Annotated in this window: 19 protein-coding genes; 7 read left to right on the forward strand and 12 right to left on the reverse strand. The window is 65.5% G+C overall.

Annotated features, from left to right (window positions below; genetic code table 11):
- Positions 1-27: 27 nt before the first annotated feature.
- Positions 28-285 (forward strand): hypothetical protein, encoded by a 258-nt coding sequence (locus tag ACFSNN_RS19870; protein WP_007182306.1) that lies wholly within the window; start codon positions 28-30, stop codon positions 283-285.
- An 84-nt stretch (positions 286-369) separates the two neighbouring features.
- Here the strand turns inward: ACFSNN_RS19870 and ACFSNN_RS19875 are convergent, their stop codons facing one another.
- Positions 370-660 (reverse strand): putative quinol monooxygenase, encoded by a 291-nt coding sequence (locus tag ACFSNN_RS19875; RefSeq protein WP_134456398.1) that lies wholly within the window; start codon positions 658-660, stop codon positions 370-372.
- A 517-nt stretch (positions 661-1,177) separates the two neighbouring features.
- Here ACFSNN_RS19875 and ACFSNN_RS19880 point away from each other — a divergent pair.
- Positions 1,178-2,497 carry an EAL domain-containing protein gene (locus ACFSNN_RS19880; RefSeq protein WP_244322747.1) on the forward strand — a complete coding sequence of 440 codons (1,320 nt, stop codon included), beginning with the start codon at positions 1,178-1,180 and terminating at the stop codon, positions 2,495-2,497.
- On the opposite strand, the gene arfB is transcribed toward ACFSNN_RS19880, so the two are convergent.
- A complete protein-coding gene (gene arfB / locus ACFSNN_RS19885; RefSeq protein ID WP_012432640.1) occupies positions 2,494-2,898 on the reverse strand; it encodes an alternative ribosome rescue aminoacyl-tRNA hydrolase ArfB in 405 nt (134 codons plus the stop codon). The two genes, ACFSNN_RS19880 and arfB, sit on opposite strands and share 4 nt — an antisense overlap.
- Positions 2,899-3,051: 153 nt before the next feature.
- Here arfB and ACFSNN_RS19890 point away from each other — a divergent pair, with 153 nt between their 5' ends.
- Positions 3,052-3,693 (forward strand): VC0807 family protein, encoded by a 642-nt coding sequence (locus ACFSNN_RS19890; protein ID WP_134456399.1) that lies wholly within the window; start codon positions 3,052-3,054, stop codon positions 3,691-3,693.
- A 23-nt stretch (positions 3,694-3,716) separates the two neighbouring features.
- On the opposite strand, the gene ACFSNN_RS19895 is transcribed toward ACFSNN_RS19890, so the two are convergent.
- Genes ACFSNN_RS19895 through recC form a run of 3 tightly spaced genes read right to left on the reverse strand, consistent with a single transcriptional unit; the run spans position 3,717 to position 12,864 of the window.
- Entirely contained in the window at positions 3,717-5,804 is a 2,088-nt protein-coding gene (locus tag ACFSNN_RS19895; protein ID WP_134456400.1) for an AAA family ATPase, read from the reverse strand.
- Positions 5,801-9,493: an exodeoxyribonuclease V subunit beta gene (recB, locus tag ACFSNN_RS19900; protein ID WP_134456401.1), complete on the reverse strand. Its 3,693-nt coding sequence runs from the start codon at positions 9,491-9,493 to the stop codon at positions 5,801-5,803. Before recB ends, ACFSNN_RS19895 begins: the two co-directional genes overlap by 4 nt.
- A complete protein-coding gene (recC, locus tag ACFSNN_RS19905; protein WP_134458898.1) occupies positions 9,490-12,864 on the reverse strand; it encodes an exodeoxyribonuclease V subunit gamma in 3,375 nt (1,124 codons plus the stop codon). Before recC ends, recB begins: the two co-directional genes overlap by 4 nt.
- A 238-nt stretch (positions 12,865-13,102) precedes the next feature.
- Between recC and ACFSNN_RS19910 the strand changes: the two genes are divergently transcribed.
- On the forward strand, positions 13,103-15,640 hold the full coding sequence (locus tag ACFSNN_RS19910; protein WP_134458900.1) for an FUSC family protein: 2,538 nt from the start codon (positions 13,103-13,105) through the stop codon (positions 15,638-15,640).
- 28 nt (positions 15,641-15,668) lie between these two features.
- Here ACFSNN_RS19910 and ACFSNN_RS19915 read toward each other — a convergent pair whose 3' ends face one another.
- Both ACFSNN_RS19915 and ACFSNN_RS19920 read right to left on the reverse strand, forming a co-directional pair.
- A complete protein-coding gene (locus tag ACFSNN_RS19915; RefSeq protein WP_012432634.1) occupies positions 15,669-15,878 on the reverse strand; it encodes a hypothetical protein in 210 nt (69 codons plus the stop codon).
- A gap of 202 nt (positions 15,879-16,080) precedes the next feature.
- Entirely contained in the window at positions 16,081-16,554 is a 474-nt protein-coding gene (locus ACFSNN_RS19920; RefSeq protein WP_134458902.1) for an Lrp/AsnC family transcriptional regulator, read from the reverse strand.
- A 138-nt stretch (positions 16,555-16,692) separates the two neighbouring features.
- On the opposite strand from ACFSNN_RS19920, the gene ACFSNN_RS19925 reads away from it, so the two are divergent.
- Positions 16,693-17,361 (forward strand): cysteine dioxygenase family protein, encoded by a 669-nt coding sequence (locus tag ACFSNN_RS19925; RefSeq protein ID WP_166799230.1) that lies wholly within the window; start codon positions 16,693-16,695, stop codon positions 17,359-17,361.
- A gap of 165 nt (positions 17,362-17,526) precedes the next feature.
- On the opposite strand, the gene ACFSNN_RS19930 is transcribed toward ACFSNN_RS19925, so the two are convergent.
- The 4 genes from ACFSNN_RS19930 to ACFSNN_RS19945 all read right to left on the reverse strand — a co-directional run bounded on the left by ACFSNN_RS19930 (position 17,527) and on the right by ACFSNN_RS19945 (position 22,143).
- Positions 17,527-20,157, reverse strand: a complete 2,631-nt coding sequence (locus ACFSNN_RS19930) for a mechanosensitive ion channel domain-containing protein (RefSeq protein WP_377690500.1) — start codon at positions 20,155-20,157, stop codon at positions 17,527-17,529.
- Positions 20,158-20,335: 178 nt separating this feature from the next.
- Complete coding sequence (locus ACFSNN_RS19935) at positions 20,336-20,983, reverse strand: NAD(P)-dependent oxidoreductase (RefSeq protein WP_134456402.1); 648 nt, start codon at positions 20,981-20,983, stop codon at positions 20,336-20,338.
- Positions 20,984-21,126: 143 nt separating this feature from the next.
- The gene (locus tag ACFSNN_RS19940; protein ID WP_134456403.1) at positions 21,127-21,582 is read right to left on the reverse strand and encodes an Rrf2 family transcriptional regulator; all 456 of its coding nucleotides are present in this window, start codon (positions 21,580-21,582) and stop codon (positions 21,127-21,129) included.
- Between the two features lie 87 nt (positions 21,583-21,669).
- Positions 21,670-22,143 carry a hypothetical protein gene (locus tag ACFSNN_RS19945; protein ID WP_134456404.1) on the reverse strand — a complete coding sequence of 158 codons (474 nt, stop codon included), beginning with the start codon at positions 22,141-22,143 and terminating at the stop codon, positions 21,670-21,672.
- 303 nt (positions 22,144-22,446) lie between these two features.
- Between ACFSNN_RS19945 and ACFSNN_RS19950 the strand changes: the two genes are divergently transcribed.
- Both ACFSNN_RS19950 and ACFSNN_RS19955 read left to right on the forward strand, forming a co-directional pair.
- Entirely contained in the window at positions 22,447-23,028 is a 582-nt protein-coding gene (locus ACFSNN_RS19950; protein ID WP_132374971.1) for a DJ-1/PfpI family protein, read from the forward strand.
- 143 nt (positions 23,029-23,171) lie between these two features.
- Positions 23,172-23,495, forward strand: a complete 324-nt coding sequence (locus tag ACFSNN_RS19955) for a hypothetical protein (protein ID WP_134456405.1) — start codon at positions 23,172-23,174, stop codon at positions 23,493-23,495.
- A gap of 3 nt (positions 23,496-23,498) precedes the next feature.
- On the opposite strand, the gene ACFSNN_RS19960 is transcribed toward ACFSNN_RS19955, so the two are convergent.
- Complete coding sequence (locus ACFSNN_RS19960; protein ID WP_134456406.1) at positions 23,499-25,247, reverse strand: sensor histidine kinase; 1,749 nt, start codon at positions 25,245-25,247, stop codon at positions 23,499-23,501.
- Positions 25,248-25,442: the final 195 nt, after the last annotated feature.

A 25,442-nucleotide genomic window follows, 5' to 3' on the forward strand; every position in this document is an offset into this window, starting at 1 on the left:
CGTGCGCACCTTGGTGCGGAGGACAGCATGAGCAACATCCAGCTTGATATCGAATGGACTGAAGCCGCATCTCGCAAAATCGAAAAACTGATGCCGCGCGGCGGTCAGGAAGCGTTTCTGGCGCTGCCGCCCGTCGAATGCCTGCCGATGGAAGGCGACGTGCTGTTTCTTGGCCCGGACGGCAAGCAGCAGCCGTTCATCGTCGCGGAACGCCAGTATCACCATGACGGCGACGCCGACTGGACGATCATCCTGATTCTCGACGTTCCGCAAGCCACGCATTAAAAACAAACGGCGAGCGCGGTGCCGGGCTGATCGTGTCCGGCACCGCGCTCGCCGCTGTACAAGCTGTGCAATTCGCCCGCGGGTTCAGGCGATTTTCGACAGGACGCGAATCTCCGCGTGTTCCACCCAGTCCGCCACCGCCTTCCTGTACGCCTCGATGTGTGCCGATTTCGCATGCACCGCCAGCGCTTCCTGACTTTCCCAACGCTCGACAAATACGAATCGGCGCGGCTCCTGCAAGTCGCGGTGCAGATCGTACTGAAGCGCTCCCTGCTCCTTGCGCGTCGGCCCGACCAGCCCTTCGAGCGCCTGCCGCAGTTGCTCTTCATAGCCCGGCTTCGCCACCGAGATTGCGACCACCGCGATTTCCGACATGCCTGACCTCCCTTTTCACGAAAAGCAGCAGCATACCCGGCGCCTGCCAAAGCTGCAGGCGGCCCGCGCAGACCAGCGGCGTGCCTGTACTGCCGTCGTCTGCGCTGACCAATAACCCGCTCAAGCATCGATCCGTCCGAGTTCCGTCCTCGCCTGGAGTTTGGCGGGTGTCCGCTTGCCGCCCTGTTACGCTCGGTTTCATACAGGCGATTGATTGCGCCAGGGCGCACTCGGTTCGGCGCGCGGCAAAAGGGCGCCAAACTCAAGCCGGACGGCCGATTGGCGTGGAGATCGGCAGCACCGCGGATATGACCCCGCCTCTGTGATAACCCGCACATTCACGCGAATTGCAAGCTGTTAGACTGGTTTTGACTAATTCGCCGGAGTCCAGCATGGCTGGCATCGCTCTCCGCGTTCCCGGGCTTTATCCGAGCTGCCCTGCGCACGCGCGGGCCGTGCATCCGTTGCGTGCCGAATTGCCTGGCGCGTCCCGTCACCCGCTTGCCGCGATGTCGCCATGTCCGCTCTCCTACCTGCCTTTATGCCATCAGTCAGCGAATTGACCCTGAGCGGCCTGCTCCCGCATCTGGTCCGGGACGAGTCCGGCTGGACCGCGACGTGGCGCGCGCTGACTTTGCATAGCGTGTTCCAGCCGGTGCTGTCGGTGACGCACCAGCGCGTGGTCGGCTATGAAGGCTTGTTGCGCGCGTTCGATCCAGTCGGTTTGCCGGTCTCGCCCGACGTGCTGTTTTCCGGCACCCGCTCAGCCGCCGACGCCCGCGAGCTCGATCGCATCGCGCGCTGCCTGCACGTGGCGAATTTCATGGAGCAAGGCATCAGCACCGGCTGGCTGTTTTTGAACACGCGCCCGCAGGTATTCGAAACCGGCTGGCCACAACGCGCGTTCATCGATGAACTGTCGGCGCATTTCGGTCTGCCGCAAGAGCGCATCGTGATCGAAGTGCTGGAGCAGCCCGCCGACGACGAATCCGCGGTCGCCAGCATGCTCGCCGCCTCGCAGCCGCGCGACTTCCTGATCGCGATAGACGACTTCGGCACCGGCTTCTCGAACTTCGACCGCGTGTGGCGCTTTCGCCCGGACATCGTCAAACTCGACCGTTCGCTGGTCGCGCGCGCCGGCAGGCGCGAAGGCGACGATTCGATGATCGGCCATCTGGTCTCGATGCTTCATCAGTCCGGCACGCTGGTGCTGGCCGAAGGCGTCGAAACCGATGAAGAGCTGATGATCCTGATGGAGGCCGATGTCGATTTCGTGCAGGGTTTCTGGCTCGGTCAGCCGAAGAGCTCCGTGCAGGCGGCCTGCGCCAAGGTGCCGGCACTAATCGAATCGATGTGGAGCAAGTTCGCCGACTACGAACGCGAGCATGCCGGCCACCAGCGGCTCGGTTTCGAAGGTTTCGCGGAAGCGGTCCTGAGCGCCGCCGAGACCTATAAGGCCACCGGCGATCTGCGCCAGGCGGCGCAAAAGGTCTGGCATCTGCGCGAAGCACGCCGCGTGTTCATCACCGACGGGCAAGGTGAGCAAAGTCTGCCCTCGGTGACGGCCGCCTCGGTGCCGCCGCCTCCGCTGCGGCTCGCGCCGCTTTATACCGATACGCGCAGCAACTGGTCGCGGCGCGCCTATTTCAAGCACGCGCTCGCCGCGCCGGGGCGCGTCGCGATGATGGGTCCGCATTATTCGCTCGCCGACGGTCAGGACTGCTATACCGCGGCCCTCGCTTTCGAGCGTGACGGCACGCATGTGCTGTGCGTCGATTTCGTGCCGACAGCCACGACCGCCGTTGCGCGTCCTCCGGGACGCGGCGGCAAGCGCTAATCGTCCACCCGGCCGCGGCCGGATTTGATCTCGCTGCGTTTGGCTTTGCCGTCGAGGCGCCGCAGGTTCGACGCGCGCGTCGGCCGGGTCGCGACACGCGGCTTGCGCGTCACGCTGACGCTTTCGATCAGTTCATCGAGCCGCGCCAGCGCCGCCGCCCGGTTCATCTCCTGAGTCCGATGCTCCTGCGCCTTGATGATCACCACGCCGTCGCGCGTGAGCCGGTGATCGGATAGCGCGAGCAGGCGCATCTTCAACACTTCCGGCAACGAAGATGCCTGCACATCGAAGCGCAGATGAATGGCGCTCGACACCTTGTTGACGTTCTGGCCGCCCGCTCCTTGCGCGCGCACTGCGGTCAGTTCGATTTCGTTCGGCGGGATGGGATAGCGGGATGTCATGACGCGAGCTTGAATCGGGAAACATGAGTGTACACAGCGCGCGACCGATCACCGACTACGGACTATCGAGCGCGTCTGGCGATGCGAAAAACTATTTGCGTCGACGCGCCCAGTTCATCGATACTGCGTTTTTCGCTTACAGCGTAAATTCACATGAAGCTCCGTCCAGGGTTTGTGCTGGAATTGGCCGTCAACTTTCTCTTGCCGTGGCTCGCCTACCGGCTTGCGCTGCCGCATCTGGGCGAGACCGGCGCGTTGATCGCGTCCGCCGTGCCGCCGATCGTCTGGAGTCTGATCGAACTCGTGCGTTTCCGGCGCGTCGACGCGCTCAGCGTGCTGGTGGTGGCCGGCATCGTACTCTCGGTCGCCGCGATGGCGCTCGGCGGCAGTCCGCGCATGCTGCTGTTGCGCGAGTCGCTGATATCCGGCGCGATCGGCGTGGTGTTTCTGCTCTCGCTGCCAATGCGCCGCCCGCTGATCTTCTACCTCGCGCGCGCCACCGTCGCGCGCGAAATGGAAGGCGGCGCGGCACGCTTCGAGGCTCTGTGGCAAGAGCGGCCGGCTCTCGTCAGCGCGATGCGGTTGATGACGCTGGTGTGGGGCGTCGGCCTGACCGGCGAGACGGCGCTGCGTGCGTGGATGGCGCTCACGTGGCCGGTCGAGCGCTTCCTGGTCGTCTCGCCGTTTATCGGCTACGGCATTTATGGCGCCCTCACGTTGTGGACGTTCTGGTATCGGAAAACCATGCGTGGCCGCGTCGAGATGGGCGTGCAGTCGGGCGGCGCGACCGGTTGAGCAGGTTTGGCGCGAAATGGGCGCTATTCAATGCGGCGCCACACTTCCGCTATCCGCGCGGCTAACCCCGAGTCGCGCTGCGTCGGCGTCGCAATGGCCTGCGCCAGCACGGCGCGCGCGCCGATCACTTCGACCCGTTCACGCGCGCGAGTGATCGCCGTGTACACCAGTTCGCGGGACAACACCCGGCTGAATACCGATGGCAGCATCAGCACCGCGTGCTCGAACTCCGAGCCCTGCGATTTGTGAACCGTGAGCGCGAACGCAGTGTCGTGCGGCGGCAACGCCGCCGGCGATACCGCCCGCAATCCGCCATCGCCGGTCCGGAAATACACGCGCAACGCGCCGTTCGCGCCCGGCAGCGCAATACCGATGTCGCCGTTGAAAAGACCGAGCGCGTAATCGTTGCGCGTCACCATCACAGGACGCCCAGCGAACCACTGCGCACCAACTGCCAGCGTCACACCCGCCGCGCGCCGCACCTGCGCCGCCATCGCCGCATTCACCTGATCGACGCCGCGCGGTCCGGAACGGGTCGCGCACAAAATGCGAAAACGGTTCAACGCGTCGAACAATGGCAACGGGTCGGGTGTTTCGGCTGCTAGCGCTGTGGCAAGCGCGCCGGCATACGGTGCGAAACCTGCGGCGAGCCGTGCGACGGTGCGCTCGGCAAGCGTCGCGTGCGTATCTTCGTAAAGCGCCGCAGCGCATGTTTCCGTGGGATCGGTGCGCAGGACGTCGAGCGCGGCGCTCGCCGAGCCGTTGCGAATCGCGAGCGACAAACGGCCGATGGGCGACTCCAGGCCAAACCGATAGTTGCGCTCGAGCCAGACGACACAATCGGCGAGCGGGTTCCGCATGGGCGACGACGTGGCTATGTGCGAAGGTGGCGGCGCGGTGCTTTCGAAAAGGTCACCGACGGGTAGTTCGTCGAAAGCACCAGATGAGTCCGCATGTGCAAACAGGTCGTCGTCAGGCACATCAGGCTGAGCGAAAAAATCCGCAGGCTCCTCGCCCACGCCCCGCGACGCGCCGGGCAACGCCTGCGTGAGTTGCGTTTCGTCGATGCCGAGCGCATCGGCGATCCGCTGCAAACCACCTTGCGTAAAAGCCGGCCGCGCGCTGAGTTCGGCGAACACCGCGCCGGCCTCGACGGCGGCGAGCTGGTCCTTGTCGCCGAGCATCACGAGACGAGTCTGCGGTGCGATGGCATCAAGCAGATGCGCGGCCATGGCGACGTCGATCATCGACGCCTCGTCGATCACGACCACGTCGTAAGGCAGTGGATTGTCCCGATGATGCCGGAAGCGTCCTCCCGGCCCGGAGCCGAGCAAACGGTGCAAGGTGTACGACGTCTGCGGCAAACGCGCGGCGAGTTCGGGCGGCAAATCGCCTGCACGCGCGAGCAAGGCCTCCTGCATGCGCTGCGCGGCTTTGCCGGTGGGGGCAGCGAGTGCAATGCGCAGATCCGCTCGTGCATCGAGCAGGCAGGCAAGCACGCCGACCACGGTAGTGGTCTTGCCGGTGCCCGGTCCACCGCTGACGATGGTGAGTTGCCCGGACAGCGCCATGACCGCCGCGACGCGTTGCCAGTCGACTTCGTTGTCCTTCGGCGGACCGAAGTAGCGCAGGAGGCGCTCGTGGAGCGTCTGAACATCGGCCAATCGCTCGACACCCTCACCCGCGCGCGCATGCGCCACCAACGCGCGCGCAAGCCGCCTCTCGTAGTCGTAATAGCGAGCCAGATACAGCCGCCCTTGCCCATCGACCACCAGCGGCCGCAACGCCGCCGAGCGTTGCAAACCATCGCTCGCCATGCCGCTCGCGAACAGTGCGGCGCGCACTTCGGCGCTCGACGCCTCGAAGCGTCGCGCCAGCAATGCAAGCGGCACGCACACGTGGCCTTCGGCCGTCGCGCGGCTCGCGGCGAACGCGCTGCGCGCCGCCCACTTGACCGCCTCGGCCGACGCGCCGCCGCGCCGCGCCAGCGCATCGATGCGGCGCGCAAAACCTTCGGCGAGCGCGATACTGAAATCCGCCGGCGCGGGCAGACTTACGCCGATGTCGTCGAGCTCAGGCGGCGCCGATGCGCTCTGTTCGAACGTGCTCATGCAACACCCCCGATCATGGCCGCATCGAGCAACGCAACCAGTTCGAATGCGGGCCGCCGCATGTGCACGCCCGCCGGTCCGTCGGCGTCGCGCCAATGCGGACGCACGCCGCGCACGAACAGATACAGATAACCGCCAACGTGCGTGTCGTACGAGTAATCGCGCACCCGCGTTTTCAGATAACGATGCAGCGCGACCGTATAAAGCAGCGCCTGCAGGTGATACGCGTGACTCGCCATGGCCGCTTCGAGCGGTGCGGCGGCGTAGTCGGCAGCGGTGTCGCCCAGATGGTTCGACTTCCAGTCGACGATCCAGAAACGTCCGTCGTACTCGACGATCATGTCGATAAATCCTTTGACGAACCCATGCAGCGCGCCGGGTTCCAGTGCGACGTCGGGATAGCCATGCTCGATCAACAGTTCGCGCAACGCAGGGAAATCCAGCGATGGTGCGGCGAACAGAAACTCGAGTTCGTTCAGGCGCCGGCGCGGGTTCAGCTCGGCGAGCGTCATGCCGGGCTGCAGTTCGGAGGTGACCACGTCTCTGAGCAGGTTGTGCATCATCGCGGGCAGCCGTGCGGCGAGTTCAGGCACAGCCGGCGCCGGACGCTCGCGCAACGCGCCGCGAATGGCGTCGGTCCATGTATGCGGCTCCGAAAAATCAGCGAGTTCGAACATGCGATGCAGACAATCGCCCGCAGCGGCGCCGCGCGGAAACGCGAGAATGTCGTCCTCGGCGTAGGGCGGCGCCTGCGGCACAAATGTGGGCGTGACGACAAGCGCATCGGCAATCTCGTCGTGATCGGGTCGCACTTCTTCCACCGGCGCCTGCGTCTCTTCGCTCTTACTGCCGGCGGCGATCAGGCCGCTGAAACTCGCCATGCGCCACTGGTCGCGCAGCGGCCTGCGATTGGCCCGCGCCTGCAGCCGCGCGCTGCGATCCTGAAGGCTTTCGAACGGCACGCGGCGCTCCGGCTTCGGCATAGCGGCGAGCGTGACCGGGCCGCCCGCCAGCGCCTGCCACCGCGCCGACAAGGCGGCTTCGTCGGGCGGCTCGGCAAGCCAGTCGCCGAAATCTTGGCCCTCGCCGGCCACCAGCCAGTTCAACACGCTGCGGCGCGACTCTTTCGTGGAGCGCGAGGACTGATACGTACCGGCCACCAGATAGCAGCGGTACACCGCGCGCGTCAACGCCACGTAGACGAGCCGCGCGCGTTCCGCCGCCTGTTCGCGCACTGCGTAGCGCGACGCGTGCTCGGCTTCTTCGTCGTCGCAACCGTAGTGCAGCACCGCGTCACCGGTTTCGTCGTGATACTCGCGCGCATCCGGCAAACCGGACGACGGCGGCTCGCGCAACCCGCCGTCGTTCAGGAACGGACAGAACACCACCGCGTATTCGAGCCCTTTCGATTTGTGGACCGTGACGATCTGCACGAGGTTGCGGTCCGACTCGAGCCGCAACTGCGCATCTTCGCCACCGCCCTGTGTGCGTTGCGCGGCGAGCCAGCGCAAGGTCGGCGCGATGCCGGGCTGCGTGGCGGCGCGCGCCTGCACGAGTTCGGCCAGGTGATTCACGTTAGTCAGACGACGTTCGCCATCCGCTGCGGCAACCAGCCGTTGCGCGACACGCAGCTCACGTATCAGCGTGCGCCACATCACCGCGAAGCCGCGCTCGTGCCACAGCGTGCGATAGCGCGAGAAACGCTCGACCCAGCCCATCGCGTCGGCGGCGTGCGCGGGATCGTCGGCAACCGATGGTGCGTCGGCGACCTGCTCGAGACGCCACAACGCGGCGGCGTCGAGGCCCAGCCAATCGGTGGCGAGCGCCGCGCGCAGACGGCGCAGATCGCCGGGTGTATCGACGGCGGCCAGCACGCGCTCGATCTGCTCGGCGTCGAGCGTCGCGAACACGGACGCCTGCGCCAGCTCCACGCTGCCGACACCCCAGGCGGCCAGCACGCGTTTGATCAGACTGCCCTGCTTATGCGTTTGCACCAGCACCGCGATGTTGCCCGGCGCGAGCGGTTCATCGCCGATCGTCACCGCGCCTTCTCGCGCGCCGCGCAGCAGACGCACGATCTCGGCGGCACACGCCTCGCTCGCTTCCCGCTGGGCCTCGCGTTTGGTCAGCGCGGCGTCGCCTTGCGGCAAGGTCCAGATACGGAAGTCGCCGGCGCTCGCGTCCGGATCGGAGAATGGCGGCCTGCGCCGTTCGCCCGCGCGCACCGGCTGATAGTCGAGACCTTCCAGCACGAATGCCTGTGGATTCGCTTCGAAAAGCCGATTGCACGCCTCGACGATGGGTGCGGTCGAGCGCTGATTGACGGCCAGCGTGTAGCACGCCGATGCCGCCTCACGCGCCGCCAGATAGGTATGCAGATCCGCCGCGCGAAAACTGTAGATCGCCTGCTTCGGATCGCCGACCAGAAACAGCGGGCCAGCCGGCGCGAAGATGCGGCTGAAGATCGCGAACTGCAGCGGATCGGTGTCCTGGAACTCGTCGATCAACGCGGCGGGATAACGCGTGCGCAACGCATCGGCAAGCCAGGGATGCGCCGCGAGCGCGCGATACAGGTTGGACAGCAGATCGTCGAACGACACCACGCGGCGCGTGCGTTTGCGCGCTACCAGTTCGGCGGGCGCGTAGTCGAGCCAGGTTTGGACAAGCGAGAGCCAGCGCGCGCGTTGCGCGGCTTCCGCTGCGACCACGGCTGCCGCCAGCGCTTCGGCATGCTCGAAGAACGCATGTTCGGGCGGCTCGAACTTGACCTTAGTGGCCTTCTTCAACGCCGAAGCCGTGAGCTTCAACGCGGCCTTCGGCGGCGGCGCATGACAATCGCCCTGCGCGAAGTACTCGGTCCATGCGGCGATCGCGGCGGTCACATGGTCGGGCTTGTGAGACGTCTTGCTCAGACGGTCTTGCGCCTCGGCCAACAAACGGACGATCGAATCGCGCTCCGCATGCCAGAGATCGCACGCGGCGTCGAAGCCGGCTTGCTGATCGGCGCCAGTGCCGCTTGCGTCGACCCTGCCCCAGCGCAACTGCGCCAGCGGCTTTTTCAGACGACGCGCGAGTTGCTCGTCGAGTGAAGCGGGACCGGCACGTTTGGCCACCAGCCACGCGGCGAACGCAGGGTGCGCATGCGCCACCGGTTCCACCTGCTCACGCCAGAAGTCGGCCGCCATTTCGAAGCGCAAGGCCGCATCGTCGGCTTCCATTTCGAAGGCGAACGGCATGGCCGCGGCGAACGGCGCTTCCTGCAACGCACGCTGACAGAATGCGTGGATGGTGTGGATCGCCGCCTGGTCGAAGGTACGCAGCGCGCGCCGCACGACTTTCAAGGCGTCTTCGCGCGCGATGCCCCGCTCCGGCGCCAGCGTCGTTTCAAAGAGACGGCGGATGAACGGATCGCCGCCGTCGTCATCCATATAGATCGCGCGATCCAGTTCCGCGAGACGGCCGCGAATGCGCTCGTGCAACTCCGCGGTCGCCGCCTTCGTGAAGGTGACGACGAGAATCTGATCGGCGTTCAGGTTCTTTTCCAGCAGCAGCCGTACGTACAGCGCGCAGATATTCCAGGTCTTGCCGGTGCCCGCCGACGCCTCGATCTGATTCACGCCGTCGAGCGAACAGGCGAAGACGTCGAGCTCTTCGGCGACCAGCGCGTGATGCTTCATGGCGCCGCTCATGATGCGCTCCGCAGATGTTGCAAGAGCGGCTTGAACACGATCGCGGCGAGACTGCCGAACGGCTCGTCGAGCGTGAGCGGCGTGCCGCGCAATGCGATGCGCAGGGCGGGGTCGTCGGACTCGCCGCGCACGCGGTCGTTGATCCACACGCCCTGCGCAGCGGAATCGCTTTCGCTGACTTTGGTCCACGCGCTTTTTGGAAAGAAGCGCAGCGGCAGCATGCGCCCTGCCTTGAACAACGCGGCGAGCGGCGCCAGTTCGTCGAGCGGCGCGGCGACCGGCGCGAGTTCGAAGCTCTCGCCGCTGCCATGCCATACAGTGCGGCGCGGACCGTCCGGCCGCGCGGCGCAATAGACCAGATGCGCGAGCCATGCCGACAGGTAGTCGCGTGCGGTAGGTTTGGCGTAGCGGAAAATCACTTGTCCTGTTTCGGTGAGCAGGTTCAGACTGCCGTGCAGTTGCAGCGGCGTTTCGGCGGCTTGCCGGAGCAGCGCGTCATGCGGACCAAACAGCGCGCCGGCAAGCTCCTCGCTCTCGGGCCAGCGCGGCGCGATGTCGAGCACGAACGGCAAGCGCTCGACACCTGAAGCCACCTCGCGGCGCACGCTGTCGGCGAGCTGACGCAACGCGCCTAGCTCACGCGCGCGCCACACCGCGCCGGTCGCGCCGCCCGGCAATTCCGGGCTCGCTGCGGCCACGCGGCGCACGCGCTCGAACACGACGTCGTCGTCCGTATCGACGTCGAGCAGCACGGGCAGTAGACGGTCCGCCAATGCGTCGCGCCCCGCGTAGTCCAGGTCGAACGGCTCGGTGTCGAGCAATTCGCCTTGTGCTTCCGACAACACGATGCCCAGACGGTCGCGCAACAGCGCCCGCGCCGGATGACGCCAGAACCGCACGAATTCGTCGAAAGCAATCGGCGCCGGTTCTTCCGGGGGCAACGGCCGGTCGAAGAACGGCGCCGCGGCGGCGTGCGTAGGCGCGGCCAGCAACGTGGCCAGCTCGGCGCGGTCCGCGTCGTAGCTGAACAGCCCGGATTGCGACGAGAAATAGTCCGACGCGAACGCCTGCAACGGATGATCGACAATGAACGCATGCCGCGCGTGCTCGACTTCCGCGGGACTCGCGCCCTCGCCCGCCGACGCCTGCGCGAGATAGTCGAGCAATTCGTCGACGAGCGCAGCCGGCGGCAACGGCGCGTTGTCGCGAATGCTGCGGCCCGTATAAGCGATGAAGAGACGATCGCGCGCGGCGAGCAGCAAGTCGAGGAACAGATTGCGCTCGTCGTCGCGCCGCTGACGGTCGCCGGCTTTGCCGAACGCGGCCATCAGGTCGAACTCGTCGGCGCGCGCGAGACTCGGCAACACGCCGTCGTCCATGCCGAGCAGGCAGACGACGCGATATGGCAAGCCGCGCAAGCTCGTCAACGAGGAAAACGTCACGCTGCCCCAAGGCACGCCGCCGCGCGCCGGGTCGTCTAGCGCCTCAGTAAGTGCGCCGCGCACCACTGCGGCGGGCATCGCGACTTCTTGCGCGCCTGCCTGCATCGCGTCGCCCATTTTGTCGATCGCATCGCGCACGGCGGCGAGCGAATCGGCGAACTCGACGCCGCCGTCGAAACACTGCGCCAGCGTTTCGAGCAGCAGTTGCGTCCATTCGGCGGGCGTGCGCTCGATCGCGCAATTCGTCGCAAAGCTGTCGATGTCGTCGACGAAACGCGACAGGCGGCCGAGCAGTTCCGCATCCGAGCCGTCGGCGCCTTCGACTGGCAACCACGCATCGACCGGTTCGCCGCCGTCCGGCATGGCGTAGCCGAGATAAAGACGCGTGAGCGCATCCGCGAACGTGTGACGGGCGATCGGCACGTGTTCGCCGCTCGGCTCGACCGGCGCGAGCCCGCGACGCGCGCCGGCCGCCGCCAGCCATTCCTGCGCGGCTTCGAGCGAGCTGGCGTCGATGCCGTAACGCACAGCAATCGCGTCGACGCGCAGCCATTCGATCAGATCCGGCGCACCCACGCTGCGCTCGGGCAAGGCCAGCCAATCGAGCAGCAAACGCGCAACCGGATTGGCCTGCGACGGCGGCAAGCCGGTGATCCGATACGGAATGCGGCGCGTGTCGCCGGGCGGCGTGGTGCCGAACACGGCATCGATCAAAGGACCAGCCGCCGCGAGGTCGGACACGGCGACCAGCACGTCGGACGGCTGCAGGTCGTCGAACTCGTCGAACCAGCCGAGCAGACGATCGTGCAGCACTTCGAGCTGGCGCGACAGGCTGTGGCAGACGTGCACTTCGATGCCGCTCTCGATCGGCAATTCGTCAGCCTCAGTTTCGTCCTGCAAATTGAGGATGCCGTTCTGCACGGCGGCAAGCCAACTCGGCTCCGGATTCTCAGTGAAATCGCCGACCTCGCCCGAAGCAGCGCTCTCGGTCAACTCGTGCAGCATGTGCAACTGCGCCTGAGTCTGGCGGCCCCACTCGGCGAGCAGTGGATGGCCGACTTCCTGATAGTCGAGCTGGCCGGCGGCGTCGAGCGCTTCGACGCGCCCCGCGCTGACCACGTCGAACCAGAACTCGCGGCACGGATTCATTACGTACAGCCGCACGTCGACCCAACGCGAAAGCGCGCGCAGCAACGCCACATGCAACGGCGGCATGGTCGGCAGCGCGAACACGCTGACCGCTTCGGGCCACTGCGCGTTCGAGATCGCCTCGAGATCGAGCGTGCCGATTTCGTCGAGAAAACGATACGCGGGCGGCAAGGCGGCGGCGGGCGTTCGCGCGTCGCCCGACAGTTCCGTGAGCACCGCGCGCCACAACGCCGCTTGCCAGCGCTCGTCCTCGCGCGCCGCTTCGCCCGCGCCGACGAGGCGCGGCCCGGTGTCGTCAGCCGCGCCGCTCGCGAAGATCGAGCCACCGGTCTGCCATTGCAACAGCCATTCCGGGCGATAGGTCAGATAGTGGTCGAGCACGGTGGCTATGCGCCGCGCGAGTTCGTAGCGCATCGACGCGTCCGCCGCATCGAGATACGTGCGCAAACGCGGCGACGCATTCCAGGGCAGCGCCTCGTCAGCGTCGCTTAGCAGCCGGTAGCAGCGCCACACGAGCCGGTCCGGCGCGAACGGCGAATGCTTCGGCACCTCGATCACGCCGCCGATCTGCGCCCATAGCCATTGCGCGAGATAACCAAAGTTGACATTTGCGCAGATGCCCTGGCGCGCGGCGATATCCAGTTCGAGCCGGCGCCGCACCGCCGCGCTCGGGACGATCACGGGCTGCGCGGTCCAGGGATCGGACGGCGCTTGTGCCAGGTCGTCGAGCAGCGCGCCGACAAGGGTTTCGTAGCGATTCGAGTAGAAGAGCTGGAGCATGGATCCCGAGGCTTGCGGGCGGCACGGGCGGAACGCCACGAGCCGCGACAGACATTGAAGCGACAGCATAACAAACGCATCCCCAGGGCAGAACCTGGCCAAACGGACGAGGTCAGATCAGCCATGAAATCAGTTAGACTCGACGGCAGTTCGGGGCTGCCCCGGGTCTGTCCCGGAGTCTGCCCGGGGTCTGTCCCATCAACCGCGGTTTTCTCAGTGAATGGAATCCAGGCAGTCGATGCGCTATTCGGTTGAAATAAAAAAATTCCTCTACAGCCAGTATTTTTATGGCGGCCTGCGCATCGCAGTTGGCGTGTCGTTACCAGCGGTACTGTGCCTGATCGTGTTTCACAACCGCGAGCTCGGCTTCACAATCGCGACCGGCGCGCTCGGTGCGTGCGTGGTGGATATGCCGGGCCCGCTCAAGTACAAGCACAACGAGATGCTGGCATGCACGGTGATCGGGTTCCTGTCCGCGCTCGCCACCGGGCTCGCCACGGTGAACGCGGTGGCGCTGTGGTGCACGGTCGTGCCGCTCACCTTCCTGCTGTCCCTGATCGTCGTGTACGGCAACCGCTGGCCGCAGATCAGCTTCGCCACGCTGTTCATGATGATCATGACGCTGGAAGAGCACTTCACGCCCATGCAGGCGCTCGTCAATGCGTCGTGGATTCTGGTGGGCGGCCTCTGGTACACCTACTGGTCGACCTTCGTGAGCCGCTGGATGATGCATCGCATCGAACAGCAGGCGCTGGCCGAAAGCGTGTTCGCGTGCGCCGACTATCTGCTGGCGCGCGCCGAGTTCTACGACCTCGATAACGATCTCGACGAGTGTTATCGCAACCTGGTCGACAAGCAGATCATCGCAGTGGATCGCCAGGAGGCCGCGCGCGATATCGTGCTGCGCAATCTGCCGAGGTTCAAGAGCGGCAAGCTCGAACCGCGCCGAGCCATGCTGTTCAATCTCTTCATCAATACGGTCGATCTGCACGAACTGTTCGTGGGTGCGCATACCGATTATCCGCTGGTGCGCACCACGTTCGGCGGCTCCGATCTGCTGGTGTTCTACCGCGATCTGATTCGCAAGGCGGCTGCCGATCTGGAAGAGATCGGCCTCGCGGTGCTGCAGAACCATGCGCCGCGTGGGCGCGTCAACGTGAAGGCGGAGTTGCGCGCCATCGAGTTCGAAATCGAGCTGATGCGCAAGCAGGATCTGCCGGCAAAAAACCACGAGGCTTATTCGGCGATCTCGTCGACTTTCCGGCGCGTCTGGAGCGCCACGCGACTGATCGACAAGATGCGTAAAAGTCTTTCGAGCGAGCCCAGCACGAGCGAGACCGAACTGCGGCTCGACCAGGCGCTCACGCGTTTCGTATCGAGCCGGCGCGTGCCGTTCGGGCAGATCTTCTCGAACCTGACTATGGCTTCGCCGAGCTTCCGTCACGCGTTGCGCGTGACGATCGCCGTCGCCGTGGGCTTCTGGCTCGGCCGCCTGCTGCCGCTCACCAACGCCTACTGGATCGTGATGACCACGGTCATCATTCTGAAGCCCGGCTATTCGCTGACCAAACAGCGCAACGGGCAGCGGATCGTCGGCACGCTGATCGGCTGCGCGGCGAGCATCGCGCTGATGATCTTCGTCAAGGAGCCGCACATCCTGCTGGTGGTGATGTTCGCGTCGATGGTCATGAGCTACAGCCTGCTGCTGTTCAATTACACGGCGAGCGTGGTGTTCACCTCGTCGTATGTGCTGCTCATGTTCCATCTGCTGGCGCCGGGCAGCATGCGCATCATCGGCGAACGCGCGATCGACACCGTGGTGGGCTGCGCGATCGCGATCGCGGCGAGCCACCTGTTCCCGTACTGGGAATATCGTTTGATGGGCAAGCTCGTCAACAACATGATCAACGCGACGCGCCAGTATCTGGAAGCAAGCTGGTGGTGGAGCGGCAAGCCGGCCGCCGCGGTGGTGGCGACCGTGACCGAGGCCGGGGCGCGTGCGCCGGCGGCGGCGATGGCCGATCCGGCGATCGACTTTGGCAAGCCGGTGTTGGCGGCTGGTGGTGGGGCGCGCGGTGGCAGCGACAGCGTTGCAAGCGGTCACGGCGGCGCGAACGCTGGCGCAAACGCTGTCGCTAATGCGGCGGCTACCGCGTCCGCCGACGCGACGACAAAACCGGTTGCCGACCCCGGCGCCGGCGCGGGCACGACCACCGTCAGCAATCCGACCGCGAAGCCCGTCTCAGGCGCCTCCGCGGCCGCCGCAGCGGCGGCGACCGCGCTCGATCGCGACTACCGCTACCGGCTCGCCCGCAAGAACGTTCACGTGGCGTTCGCCAATCTGGGCCAGGCATTTCAGCGCATGATGCTCGAACCGAAGTCCGCGCAGAAGTTCGTGCCGGAGCTCAATGGGCTGCTGGTGCGCAGCCACGTGCTCGCCTCGCAGATCACCGCGGCCGCGCCGCTGTTGCGCACTTCGGCGCAACAGCAGGTCGACGGCGTCTCGCTACAGCCGCTGCAACGCGCGCTGAGCGTCGTGCGCGACAATCTCACCGAGGCTGAAACCGGCACCGCGCCGGCCGCCGATCAAAGCGAGCAGATCAAGCTGCTCGGCCGCGAACTCGATGCGATGGTGGTGGAAACGGAGAAGTCGCCGGACTATTCGGCGGACGCCGTGCATGACATGAAATTGCTCGCGCATCAGTGCAAGCAGATGCTGTCGGCGGCGGCGCAGATTCGCAAGGATGCGAGCGTAATTCGTCTGCCGGACGAGTGAAATGGCGCGCGAATGTGTGCGCGTCGCCCTATTGGGCCGCGCCGCTTGCCGGTTTGGCGGCAGTGGCCGCTGCGGCCGCATCCGAGGAAATCGACGGCGCCGCTGCATTCTGGGCGTCGAAATCGTGCTTTTCCTTGATGGCGTTATAGAAGAGCGTGGCGATCACCAGCAACACCGCGACCACGATGAAGACAGCAATGCCAAAGGTCGGATTCTTCTTGCGCGGCGGTTTGTTCATGAGGCGGGCTCGGTTCGCGAGGCAGTCGCGGATGGTGTCTGGGAAGGCGGCATTCTACGCCCACTGAGCTTGCACACGGCTTGCAATGGGCGTGCGCAGTGACGTGGACTTGCGAGTTTGCCGGGACGCTTCAACCGTTGCCAGGCGCGCCGTACGGTGCGGTGTCTGAACAGCAGCAAACGACGCACCCGCTGCCTTCGATCTACCTCACCACGGCGGGCCGCACCGGCAGAGCCGTCGAATACTTGATCTGCTCCATCGCAAAACTCGAACTCACGTCGTACAGCGGCACCGCGGCGATCAGGTGCTTGTAGACACGGTCGTAGTCGTCGATATCGGATACCACCACGCGCAGCAGGTAATCCGTCTCGCCGCTCATCCGGTAGACCTCCACCACTTCCGGGATCTCCTGCACCGCATGCGTAAAGGTTCGCGCCCACTCCTCCGTGTGCTGGTTGGTCCGTACCGCGACGAACACCGTCGTCCCCACGCCGAGTTTGCGCGCGTCGCAAAGGGCGACCTGCGCGCGAATCACGCCCGCCTCTTTCAGCCGCTGCAGCCGCTTCCAGCAAGGCGTTTGCGACAGATTCACGCGTTGCGCCAGTTCGGCGATCGGCATGGTCGCGTCTTCCTGCAGCAGCTCCAACAGCTTCCGGTCGATGATATCCATTCCCATCATGACACCCCCATAGGAAATTATTCTACTTTTCGGATTCCAGGGGGAATTATATGGAAACTCTTTCTCCAGGCAAACCGGTATAAATATCCCTATCCGAAAATAACCGATGAGCAGCCCAGCCGCTGCCTGATCAACATGAGCCAAGACCTCCGCTTCGCATCCCTCGAACGCCTTCCCGCCCAACACTTGCAACCCGTCAAAACGGCTCAGGCGGGCTCGCGCGAACAGGTGGACGTGTCATTGCGCGCCATGCGCAGCGCGCCGCTCGCGCGCCTCTGCGATGCCCTGGATGTGATGTTCGACGCCTGCGCCCATTTCCCCGAACCGTCGGCTTCGACGTTCTTCGCGCGCAGCATGCGCATCGCGCTCGCCGATGCCGCCGCGAACCCCGATTTGCTCACGGCGGCGCAGCGTGAGGGCTCGGTCGAGAAGTACCGGCGTCATCTGCTGGCTGCCGATCCGCACGGCCGCTATGCGATCGCCGCGCTGGTGTGGCTGCCGCAACAGGCGAGCCCCGTCCATGCGCATCACACGTGGTGCGGCTACGCGGTGGTGGATGGCACGCTGAGCGAAACGGTTTTCGAATGGAACGGCGCGCAGCATTGCGCGAGCGCCACGCGTACGCAGGCGCGCAAGCCGGGCGCAGTGTCGTTTGTGCGCGGTGGCCGCGGCGGGATTCATCAGTTGGGTAATCGCAGCGAGGCAGCGGCCGTTTCGCTGCATATTTATGGCGTCGCGGGCGCGCAGATCGCGACGCACGTCAACGACATCGTCCGTACGGCGAATGTGCCGGCGCTGGCCTGAAACGACACGCGTAGCGGGCGCCCGGCGCTCCCGCTGAAATTCACGTATAGCGTGAGCCGCGGGGCCTCGTAGCAAGCCGGACATCCAGATGTAGCGTGTGCCCTCGACGCGCTCGCATGCACACGACGCGGCCGCGAAAGAGCAACTTGCCGCTCCCGGCAGCCATCAACTCTTCCCGCCCGCTTCGCCTGCCGTCGGAATCTGCGGCGGAATCGGCGCGGTTTGCCCGGTCGGCGGCGGCGCCGGACGCGGTTCATGCGATACATCGCGCGCCACGGCGAGCGGCGCATGCACCGCCCGCGCCGCTGATGCCGCTCCGACCTGCTCATGCGAATGCTCATGCGGATGGAGAGCGAATCCCGACACTTCGTCGTCCTGCAAAGGCTGGCCTTCGCTATCTTTCGACGACGTGTACACGCGCATCTGCGGCACCGGAATTTCGATGCCCGCTTCGTCCATCTTGCGCTTCAGACGCAGATTGAAGGCGCGCGCCACGCTCCATTGCTGCAACGGCCGCGTCTTGATCTGCCCTTTCACCACCATCCAGTTCGGGTCGAAACGGTCCAGCCCCCACACCTCGATCGGTCCAAGCATCTCGCGCCGGTAACGGAAGTCGGCCATCAGATCGGCGCCGACTTCGCGAATCAGTTGCGTGATCTGATCGACGTCGGTTGTGAACGACATCCGCACTTCGAACACCGCATACGCGAAGTCGCGCGACAGATTCTTGACGATCTTGATCTGCGAAAACGGGATCGCGTGAATCGCGCCCTGACCGTCGCGCAGCCGCACGGTACGGATCGACAGATGCTCGACCGTGCCGGCATGGCCGCCGTCCACGTCGATCCAGTCGCCCACCGAAATCGTATCTTCGATGATGATGAACAGCCCCGTGATCAGGTCGGTCACGAGCGACTGTGCGCCGAAGCCGATCGCAAGGCCGATCACGCCGGCGCCCGCCAGCAGCGGCGTGACATTGATGCCGAGATTCGCCGCCGTGACGATGCCGGCGATCGTCATGATCGAGACCAGCAGCACGTTGCGCACCAGCGGCAGCATCGTGCGGGCGCGCATGCTCGGCGCGCGCGCCTTGTTGCGCGGGCCGGCGGGATTTAGCGCCTCGGTGATCGCGGTGTCGACCAGAATCCACAGCAGCCAGGCAATGAAGACGGTGGCGACGATCGCCGTCACCGCGTGCGCGATACCGCGTGCGGCGACGTTTTCCTCGACCACCGCGGCGAGCGAAACGCCCCACAAACGTGCCGCGAGTTCGAAGAAGAACAGCCAGATGAAGAGCGTCAGCAGCGTGCCGAAAAAGCGCAGCAAGCGCGTCAGATACGGCGAGCGGCGACGCGCGCGCGCGCTGCGCGGACGCGTCAGACGCAACACCACGGCCGACAGGAAAAACGCCAGCACCAGCAAGGCCGCGGTTACCACTGAAATCTGCAGCACGTTTTCGCTGGAACCCGAACCGCCGAGCGTGGCGACCACCGAGGCGGTGGCCAGCACCAGCACGGGCACGTGCCACAGCGCGGCGAGCACGTCGAAGGCGTCGGTGGCGGCCTTGTGATTGGTGCGCTGCTCGTAAGGGCGATTGCGGATCAGATGCGCGACCGGCCGGCGAAACGCGAGCGCGAAATAGCCGGTAAGCACAGCAGCAGTCATATTGGCCGCCGTCGAAATCAGCGCGGCGAGGTTCGAGCCGAGTTGATGCGCGACGTCGTAATTGACGGCGGCGTCGCCGAGCGCGCCACACACGCCGACCACGAAGAGCACGCGCCGCGCATGATCGATCAGCAAGCGCACCGCGATCCGCCGGTGCCCCGAGCCGAACAGCGAAAACATGATCAGACAGATCGCCGAAAACACCGCGCCCGCGACGATCGCATACGCGACCACCATGCCGAGCGTACGGCCGAGCGCGTCGGGCATGGCGCGTACGAACAGCAACGCGGCCACGAATGCGATGATCCACGGTCCGACGCGGCGCAGCGCGAAGATCAGCAGTTCGCGCGTGGTGGGATTCGGCTGCAGTCCCATGACGATGCCGAAGCGCCGGTACAGGCGGTGCTGCACATAGATCAGCGCGCCGGCACACGCGCCCCAGCCGGCCAGCATTGCCGCCATGGAAAACAGAATGCGGCCGAAGCTCTCGTGCCCCTGCCCCGAAATGATCGTGTAGAGCTCGTTGCCGGCCGCGTTGAAGCGGCCGCCCCAATAGCGGACCGGCGTGCGGCCCTGATGCACGTCGGATTCGAACGACGCGATGCCCGACGCGATCGCGCCAAGCAGGCCGGGGCTCGGTTGCGCGGGCGCCGGTGGCTCGACGTTTTTCGAGACGTCGCGCAACTTTTTGAGCTGGGCGACGAGCGCGCTGCGCTGGCGGTCGTTGTCGAGCGTGGAGATCACGCTGTCGAGGGAGTGCGCCAATTCCGCCTGACTCGCCGGCGACGGCGCGGACGCTGCCTCCGCCGCCGAAGCGCCTGAAGCGGAGGACGCGGGCGTCGCCGAGACCGTCGCGCTGTTGATCAAGCTCTGCAAGGCCGGGATGACGGGCGTGCTGGTGGCGGCGCCGGCGGCACGCGCGTTCGCGGGCAATAAGCCCACGCACAGGATCAGCGCGACGAAAACCGCGGCCACCCATGCGGCGAACCGCGCGGCGAGCGGCGAGCGCGCGCCGTGGCGAGCGCCGCATGCGCTACTGTCAGGAGAAAAACGAAAGGCGGCGTGGGTCGCCGGCTGCCCGCCGTTGGACGGCGCAGCCTCGGACTCACGCCGCGACGGGCATGACTGCATGGCAATCCGTAAGAAAACGGGAGACGCCAGTGTATCCGTAGTTTTATCGGGAGCGACCGGACTTGCGTAACCGAATGTTAGGACGCTTGCGTGCGCTTAAGCGTTGTGAGGACCGCGCACGAGTCCTGACGTCGCGTTCGCGGCTCCCGCGCACGGCCCGTTCAGCCTTGTTTCAGCCTCAATAAGCGACCGTTGCGATCTGACGGATGAAACGGCCCTGCTCCAGTTCATCGACGAAAGCAATGGCGTAATCTTCCGCGGAAATGCGGCTATTGCCTTCGGTGTCGATCAGCAGCGTGTTCGCGCCCGTGCGGAACTTACCGGTGCGCTCGCCCGGCGCGATGAGCGCGGCCGGTGCGAAGAGGGTCCAGTCGAGGTCGGTAGCGCGGCGGTAGTCGTCGAGTACCTTCCAATGCGCGAGCGCGATCGGCTTGTAGGCGTCGGGAAAGCCTTCCGAATCGACCAGTTGCTTGCCCGGTGCCACTTCGAGCGAACCCGCGCCGCCCACCACGACGAGGCGCTTCAGGCCCGCCGCGCGCACGCCTTCGATAAGCGCGTGAGTCGCTTTGTCGAGCGCCGCGAGATCGTCTTGCGGCGGCGCATAGGCGCTCGCCACCACGTCGTGACCGCGCACCGCGGCGCCGACGCTCGCGGCATCGAGCAGATCGGCTTGCGCCGCTTTCAGGTTCGCCACATCGATCGGCACACGCGCAGGATTGCGCGCCAGCGCCGTTACCTGGTGGCCGCGGCGGGCGGCTTCGGCGGCGATACGCGAACCGATCATGCCGGTGGCGCCGAACAACGCGATCTTTAACTGTTTGCTCATTTTCACTGCTCCTGTCACTCGCTATATGTAACTATATTGATTACATATGGCGAGGAAAAAAGAGGGGCTTGAGCCCCCGTTCGTTAAGAGGCGCGTGTTGCGATCGACCGCCACGCGCCCTTCCGTACTGCTTTTTTGCTACGTCACCCGTGCGAGCGCTTCTTGCGTTCGCGCTGCTTCTCAGCACGCACCACGTCGGCCGTGGCATCGGCCAGCGTGCGCGCGCCGAGCGCGGCTTCCATGGCTTGCTGCGCTTCGTCGATGATGCCGCGCAGTACGCCCTGGATGTTGCGCCCGACCATGCACGCCGGATTCGGCTCCTCGCGATGCAACGCGAACAATTGCGCGTCGTCTACCGCACGATACACCTCGAGCAGCGTGATCTGCTCCGGCGCCCGCGCCAGCAGCGCGCCGCCGCCCGCGCCGAGCTGCGAGGTAGTGAGGCCCGCTTCCGCCAGCATGCTCAAAAGCCGCCGGATCAGCGCGGGATTCGTATTCACGCTGCCAGCGATCATGTCCGACGATAACGGCGCGCCCTCCTGCAACGACAGCAGCGCGAGCACATGCACCGCGAATGCAAACCGGCTACTCGTGTTCACAACAAACCCGCCCGGCGACGACAATGTGTAACCATAGTAATTACATTTAATCCGGCTGTCAAACGATGTGGCGATCCAGCCGGCATGTCACTTGTCCATCTGCTTTTGCGCATCGCCCGACTCGCCCGATGACGACGAAGCCGCGGCATTCGTCGACGACGCCGAGCTTTGCACCGACCATTCCTGGAGCTTGCGCCCCGCCGAGTCGAGCCCCTGCCCGGTCAGCGCCGCGGCCTTGCCGAGCTGCGCATTGGTGGCGCTCGCCGCGCTCTGCAGATTCGCTTGCGCGGTCGAAGCCAACGCGTTGGGATCGATATTGATCGTGGGCGCCGAGGCCGAGTCGAGGTTCTGCTGCGCGGCGGACTTGGTCGCATCGACCTGTTGGCCGACATAGCTGGCCGCCTGATCGAGCTTCTGACCGGCGACCTGGGCTGCGTCGTTGAGCTTGCCGGCAACCTGCCCGGCGGACGCGTCGTTCTTCTGACAGGCGGCGAGGCCGCCGAACACGACGGCAACGAACGCGGCACGGCGCAGCAAGGATGAACGGATGGATGAAATCATGATGGTGTATGAGCCGCGTCGAGCGGCTTCCGCATGCGAAAACGCGCCAATGATACGCCGTTGCGTTGCGCGCGCGTCTTAACGGGCATCAGGAAGCCCGCTCGCTCTCGACTGCGGCATGCCCTCGGCCTTTTACCGGCACTGAGTTCCACGGCGACGAGGCACGCATTCAATCGTGTCCATTGCATGATCCGTCGCGGTTCTGTCAAACGTTGTGGAGTAGACTGCCTGAGCTTATGAACGTCGATGACGTGAGCGTCAAAGAGCATTCGCTGTGTTCCGTTGATCAATTGGAGGCATACGATGGCGGCAAAGAAGATTCTGTTTCTGACCGGTGACTTCGCCGAGGATTACGAAACGATGGTACCGTTTCAGGCGCTGCAGGCAGTCGGCCATGTGGTCGACGCGGTGTGCCCGAACAAGAAGGCGGGCGACCGGATCAAGACCGCGATTCACGATTTCGAAGGCGATCAGACTTACACCGAAAAGCCCGGCCATCAATTCACGCTCAACGCCACCTTCGACGACGCCGACCCGCGCCAATACGACGCGCTCGCGATCGCCGGCGGCCGCGCGCCGGAGTATCTGCGGCTCAATCACAAGGTGATCGAACTCGTACGGCAATTCGCCGAAGCCGGCAAGCCGATCGCGGCCATTTGCCATGCCGCGCAACTGCTGGCCGCCGCCGACGTGATCCGCGGCAAACGCATTTCCGCCTACCCGGCCTGCGCGCCCGAAGTGAAGCTCGCGGGCGGCGAATACGCCGACATTCCCGTCGACGCCGCGATCACCGACGCCAATTTCGTCACCGCGCCTGCGTGGCCCGCGCATCCCGAGTGGCTGCGTCAGTTCCTCGTGCTGCTCGGCACGCGCATCGAACTCTGACCCGTCTGCCTGATCCATCGGCGAGCGCGTTGTCCTTGCGGCAACTCGCGCTCGCTAAAATTCGCCTGAATTGAGAGTAGTCCGATAGTTCGTAGTGGAAGGCTTTCCCTATAGTCGCCGGCTGACTTAGGAGAGCTTTTTCAATGGAACTGACCGACTGGATCGTCACACTCGCCGTCGTGTTGATGGCAATTGCCTTTTTTTGCGGACGCACGCCGGCCAACTGGTCGTGCGAAAACCGCGCGCGCCGTCTGGCGGGCACGCGCATGCTGGTTCAGGCCGCGTGTTCGGTATGGGCCGCGCTGCTGCTCGCCGCGCGCGGCCTCTTTGCGCTGGACGGGCTGCTCGGCCTGCGCCCGGCGCCGCTGCAAGCCCTGACGGGCGTTGCGATCCTGATAACCTGCGGCTGCTACTGGTCGATTCGCGGCAGCAGACTGCTCAAGCCACGCCGTCTCTTTACCGCGTAACGGCTACGGCGCACTGACGCCGGGCCGCGCATCCGCCGCCTGCGCGGCGCCGCCATCACTTCCACTCGTTCGATCGCGATCTTCCAGGCCGGGGCGGGCATCGCGAACGGCTTGAACACTCGTCACCGTCAGTGGCGCTGACGCGCCGACGGCCTGCTGCGCAATCCGCGCCCCGGCTTCAGGCAGCGACAGATAGAACGTCGTGCCCACGCCTTCTTTCGACTCCGCCCACACACGTCCGCCGTGCCGCTCCACCACGCGGCGCACGAGCGCGAGTCCGATACCTTCGCCCGCCGCCACATTGCCGTGCAAGCGCTGAAACGCGTTGAATAGCCGCGGCAAGGCGACAGCCGGAATCCCCAAGCCGTTGTCCCGCACATAGAAGATCCGCAGCGAGTGCACGCCTGGCGGCGCCGGCGTCGTGCCGATCTCGATCCGGCCTTCCCGCGACGGGTCCAGATAATTCACCGCGTTGCCGATCAGGTTCGCGAACACCTGTTCCAGCGCGGTGGGGTCGCCCCACACGGCGGGCAATTCGTCCACGCTGACCAGAGCGCGGCGCGCGCGGATCGAGCCTTGCATTGCGTCGATGACGCGCGGCACGATATCGCGCACCTCGACCTTCTGCTGCCGGTACTCCACCCGGCCGACGCGCGAAAGGTGCAACAGCGCGTCGATGATGTGCGAAGCGCGCAGCACCGCCGTCTGCAGATAGTGCAATGCTTCGCCGATGTCCTCGTCGACCACCCGCTCGATGCGCTGCCGCGCTTCCTCCGCGAGCGACGACTCGCGCACGGCGGCGCGCAGTTCGTCGCACGAGCGAATCAGTTCCTTCGAGAAGCCTTGCAGGTTCACCAGCGGCGCACGCAGATCGTGCGACACGCTATAGATGAACATTTCGTTTTCCTGGGTCTGCTGACGCAAGTTCTCGTTGATGCGCGCCAGTTCGCCGGTGCGGCGCGCAAGATCGGCCCGGAAGCGCGCCTGGATACGCTCGGCTTCGAGCAGGCGCCGGCTGGTCTCGTGCAAGGTGAGATCGAGGCGCGCGATCTCGTCGTGGCCGGGGCCGATCGGCGCCAGCGGTTCATTGCCCGCGAGGCGTCCGGCGTTGTCGGCGAGGACCGCGAGCCGGCCGCGCACGCCGCGCGTGAACAGCCAGACGGCCAGCGCGACGAACAGCAAGGAGCCCAACACGGCCGCGAGCACGAGCGTTTGCTGCCGCTCGCGGGCGGCGTCGGCGGCGTTCGAGCGCAGTGTGTCGAGACGCCGCTCTTCCGCCTGGAATGCCGCGATTTGCTGACGAAAACGGTCGAGCACGTCCGATGGCGCGAGCTCGCGGAAGCGCGCGAGCACGTCGCGCCGCCGGCCCGAATGCAGCATGTCCTGGATGCGATCCGACCATTGCCGGTAAGCCTGTACCGACTGACGGACCTGAACCACGCGCTCGACTTGCGCCGGATTGTCGGCGACCAGTTCGGCCAGCTGATCGATGCGCCGGTCGACGTCCACCCAAACCGACACCGGCGTGGAAAAACGGGCGTCGTTGGCAAGCACCGCACCGCGCAGCGCGACCGATTCGCCCAGCACCGGATCGAGAATCGCGGTGGTCTGGCGCAGCACGTCCTGGCCATGGACGGCCCAGCGCTCGGCCTGTGCCGCATCCGATTGCGCCTTGACCAGTCCGGACAATAACGCCAACTCGAAGAGAGCCGGAATCGCGATCAGCAACAGGCCTTTAGTGGTCAGTCTCATGCGTGCGCATTGGAGTTCGGTGGCCCTGCAGATCGTGCTCGGGGACGGCACATTATGTCGGCGATCGGGCAGGAAAACAAAGAGTGCACGCCATTGACCAGGCATGCGCCGCCAGCGTGCGCACGAGGCGTACGCGAGACGTCAGGCTTTTGAATTAAACGTAATTAAAATCGAATAATTTGCCTCGATTTGGGT

Source organism: Paraburkholderia dipogonis, from assembly GCF_042680985.1.
GTDB lineage: Bacteria > Pseudomonadota > Gammaproteobacteria > Burkholderiales > Burkholderiaceae > Paraburkholderia > Paraburkholderia phytofirmans.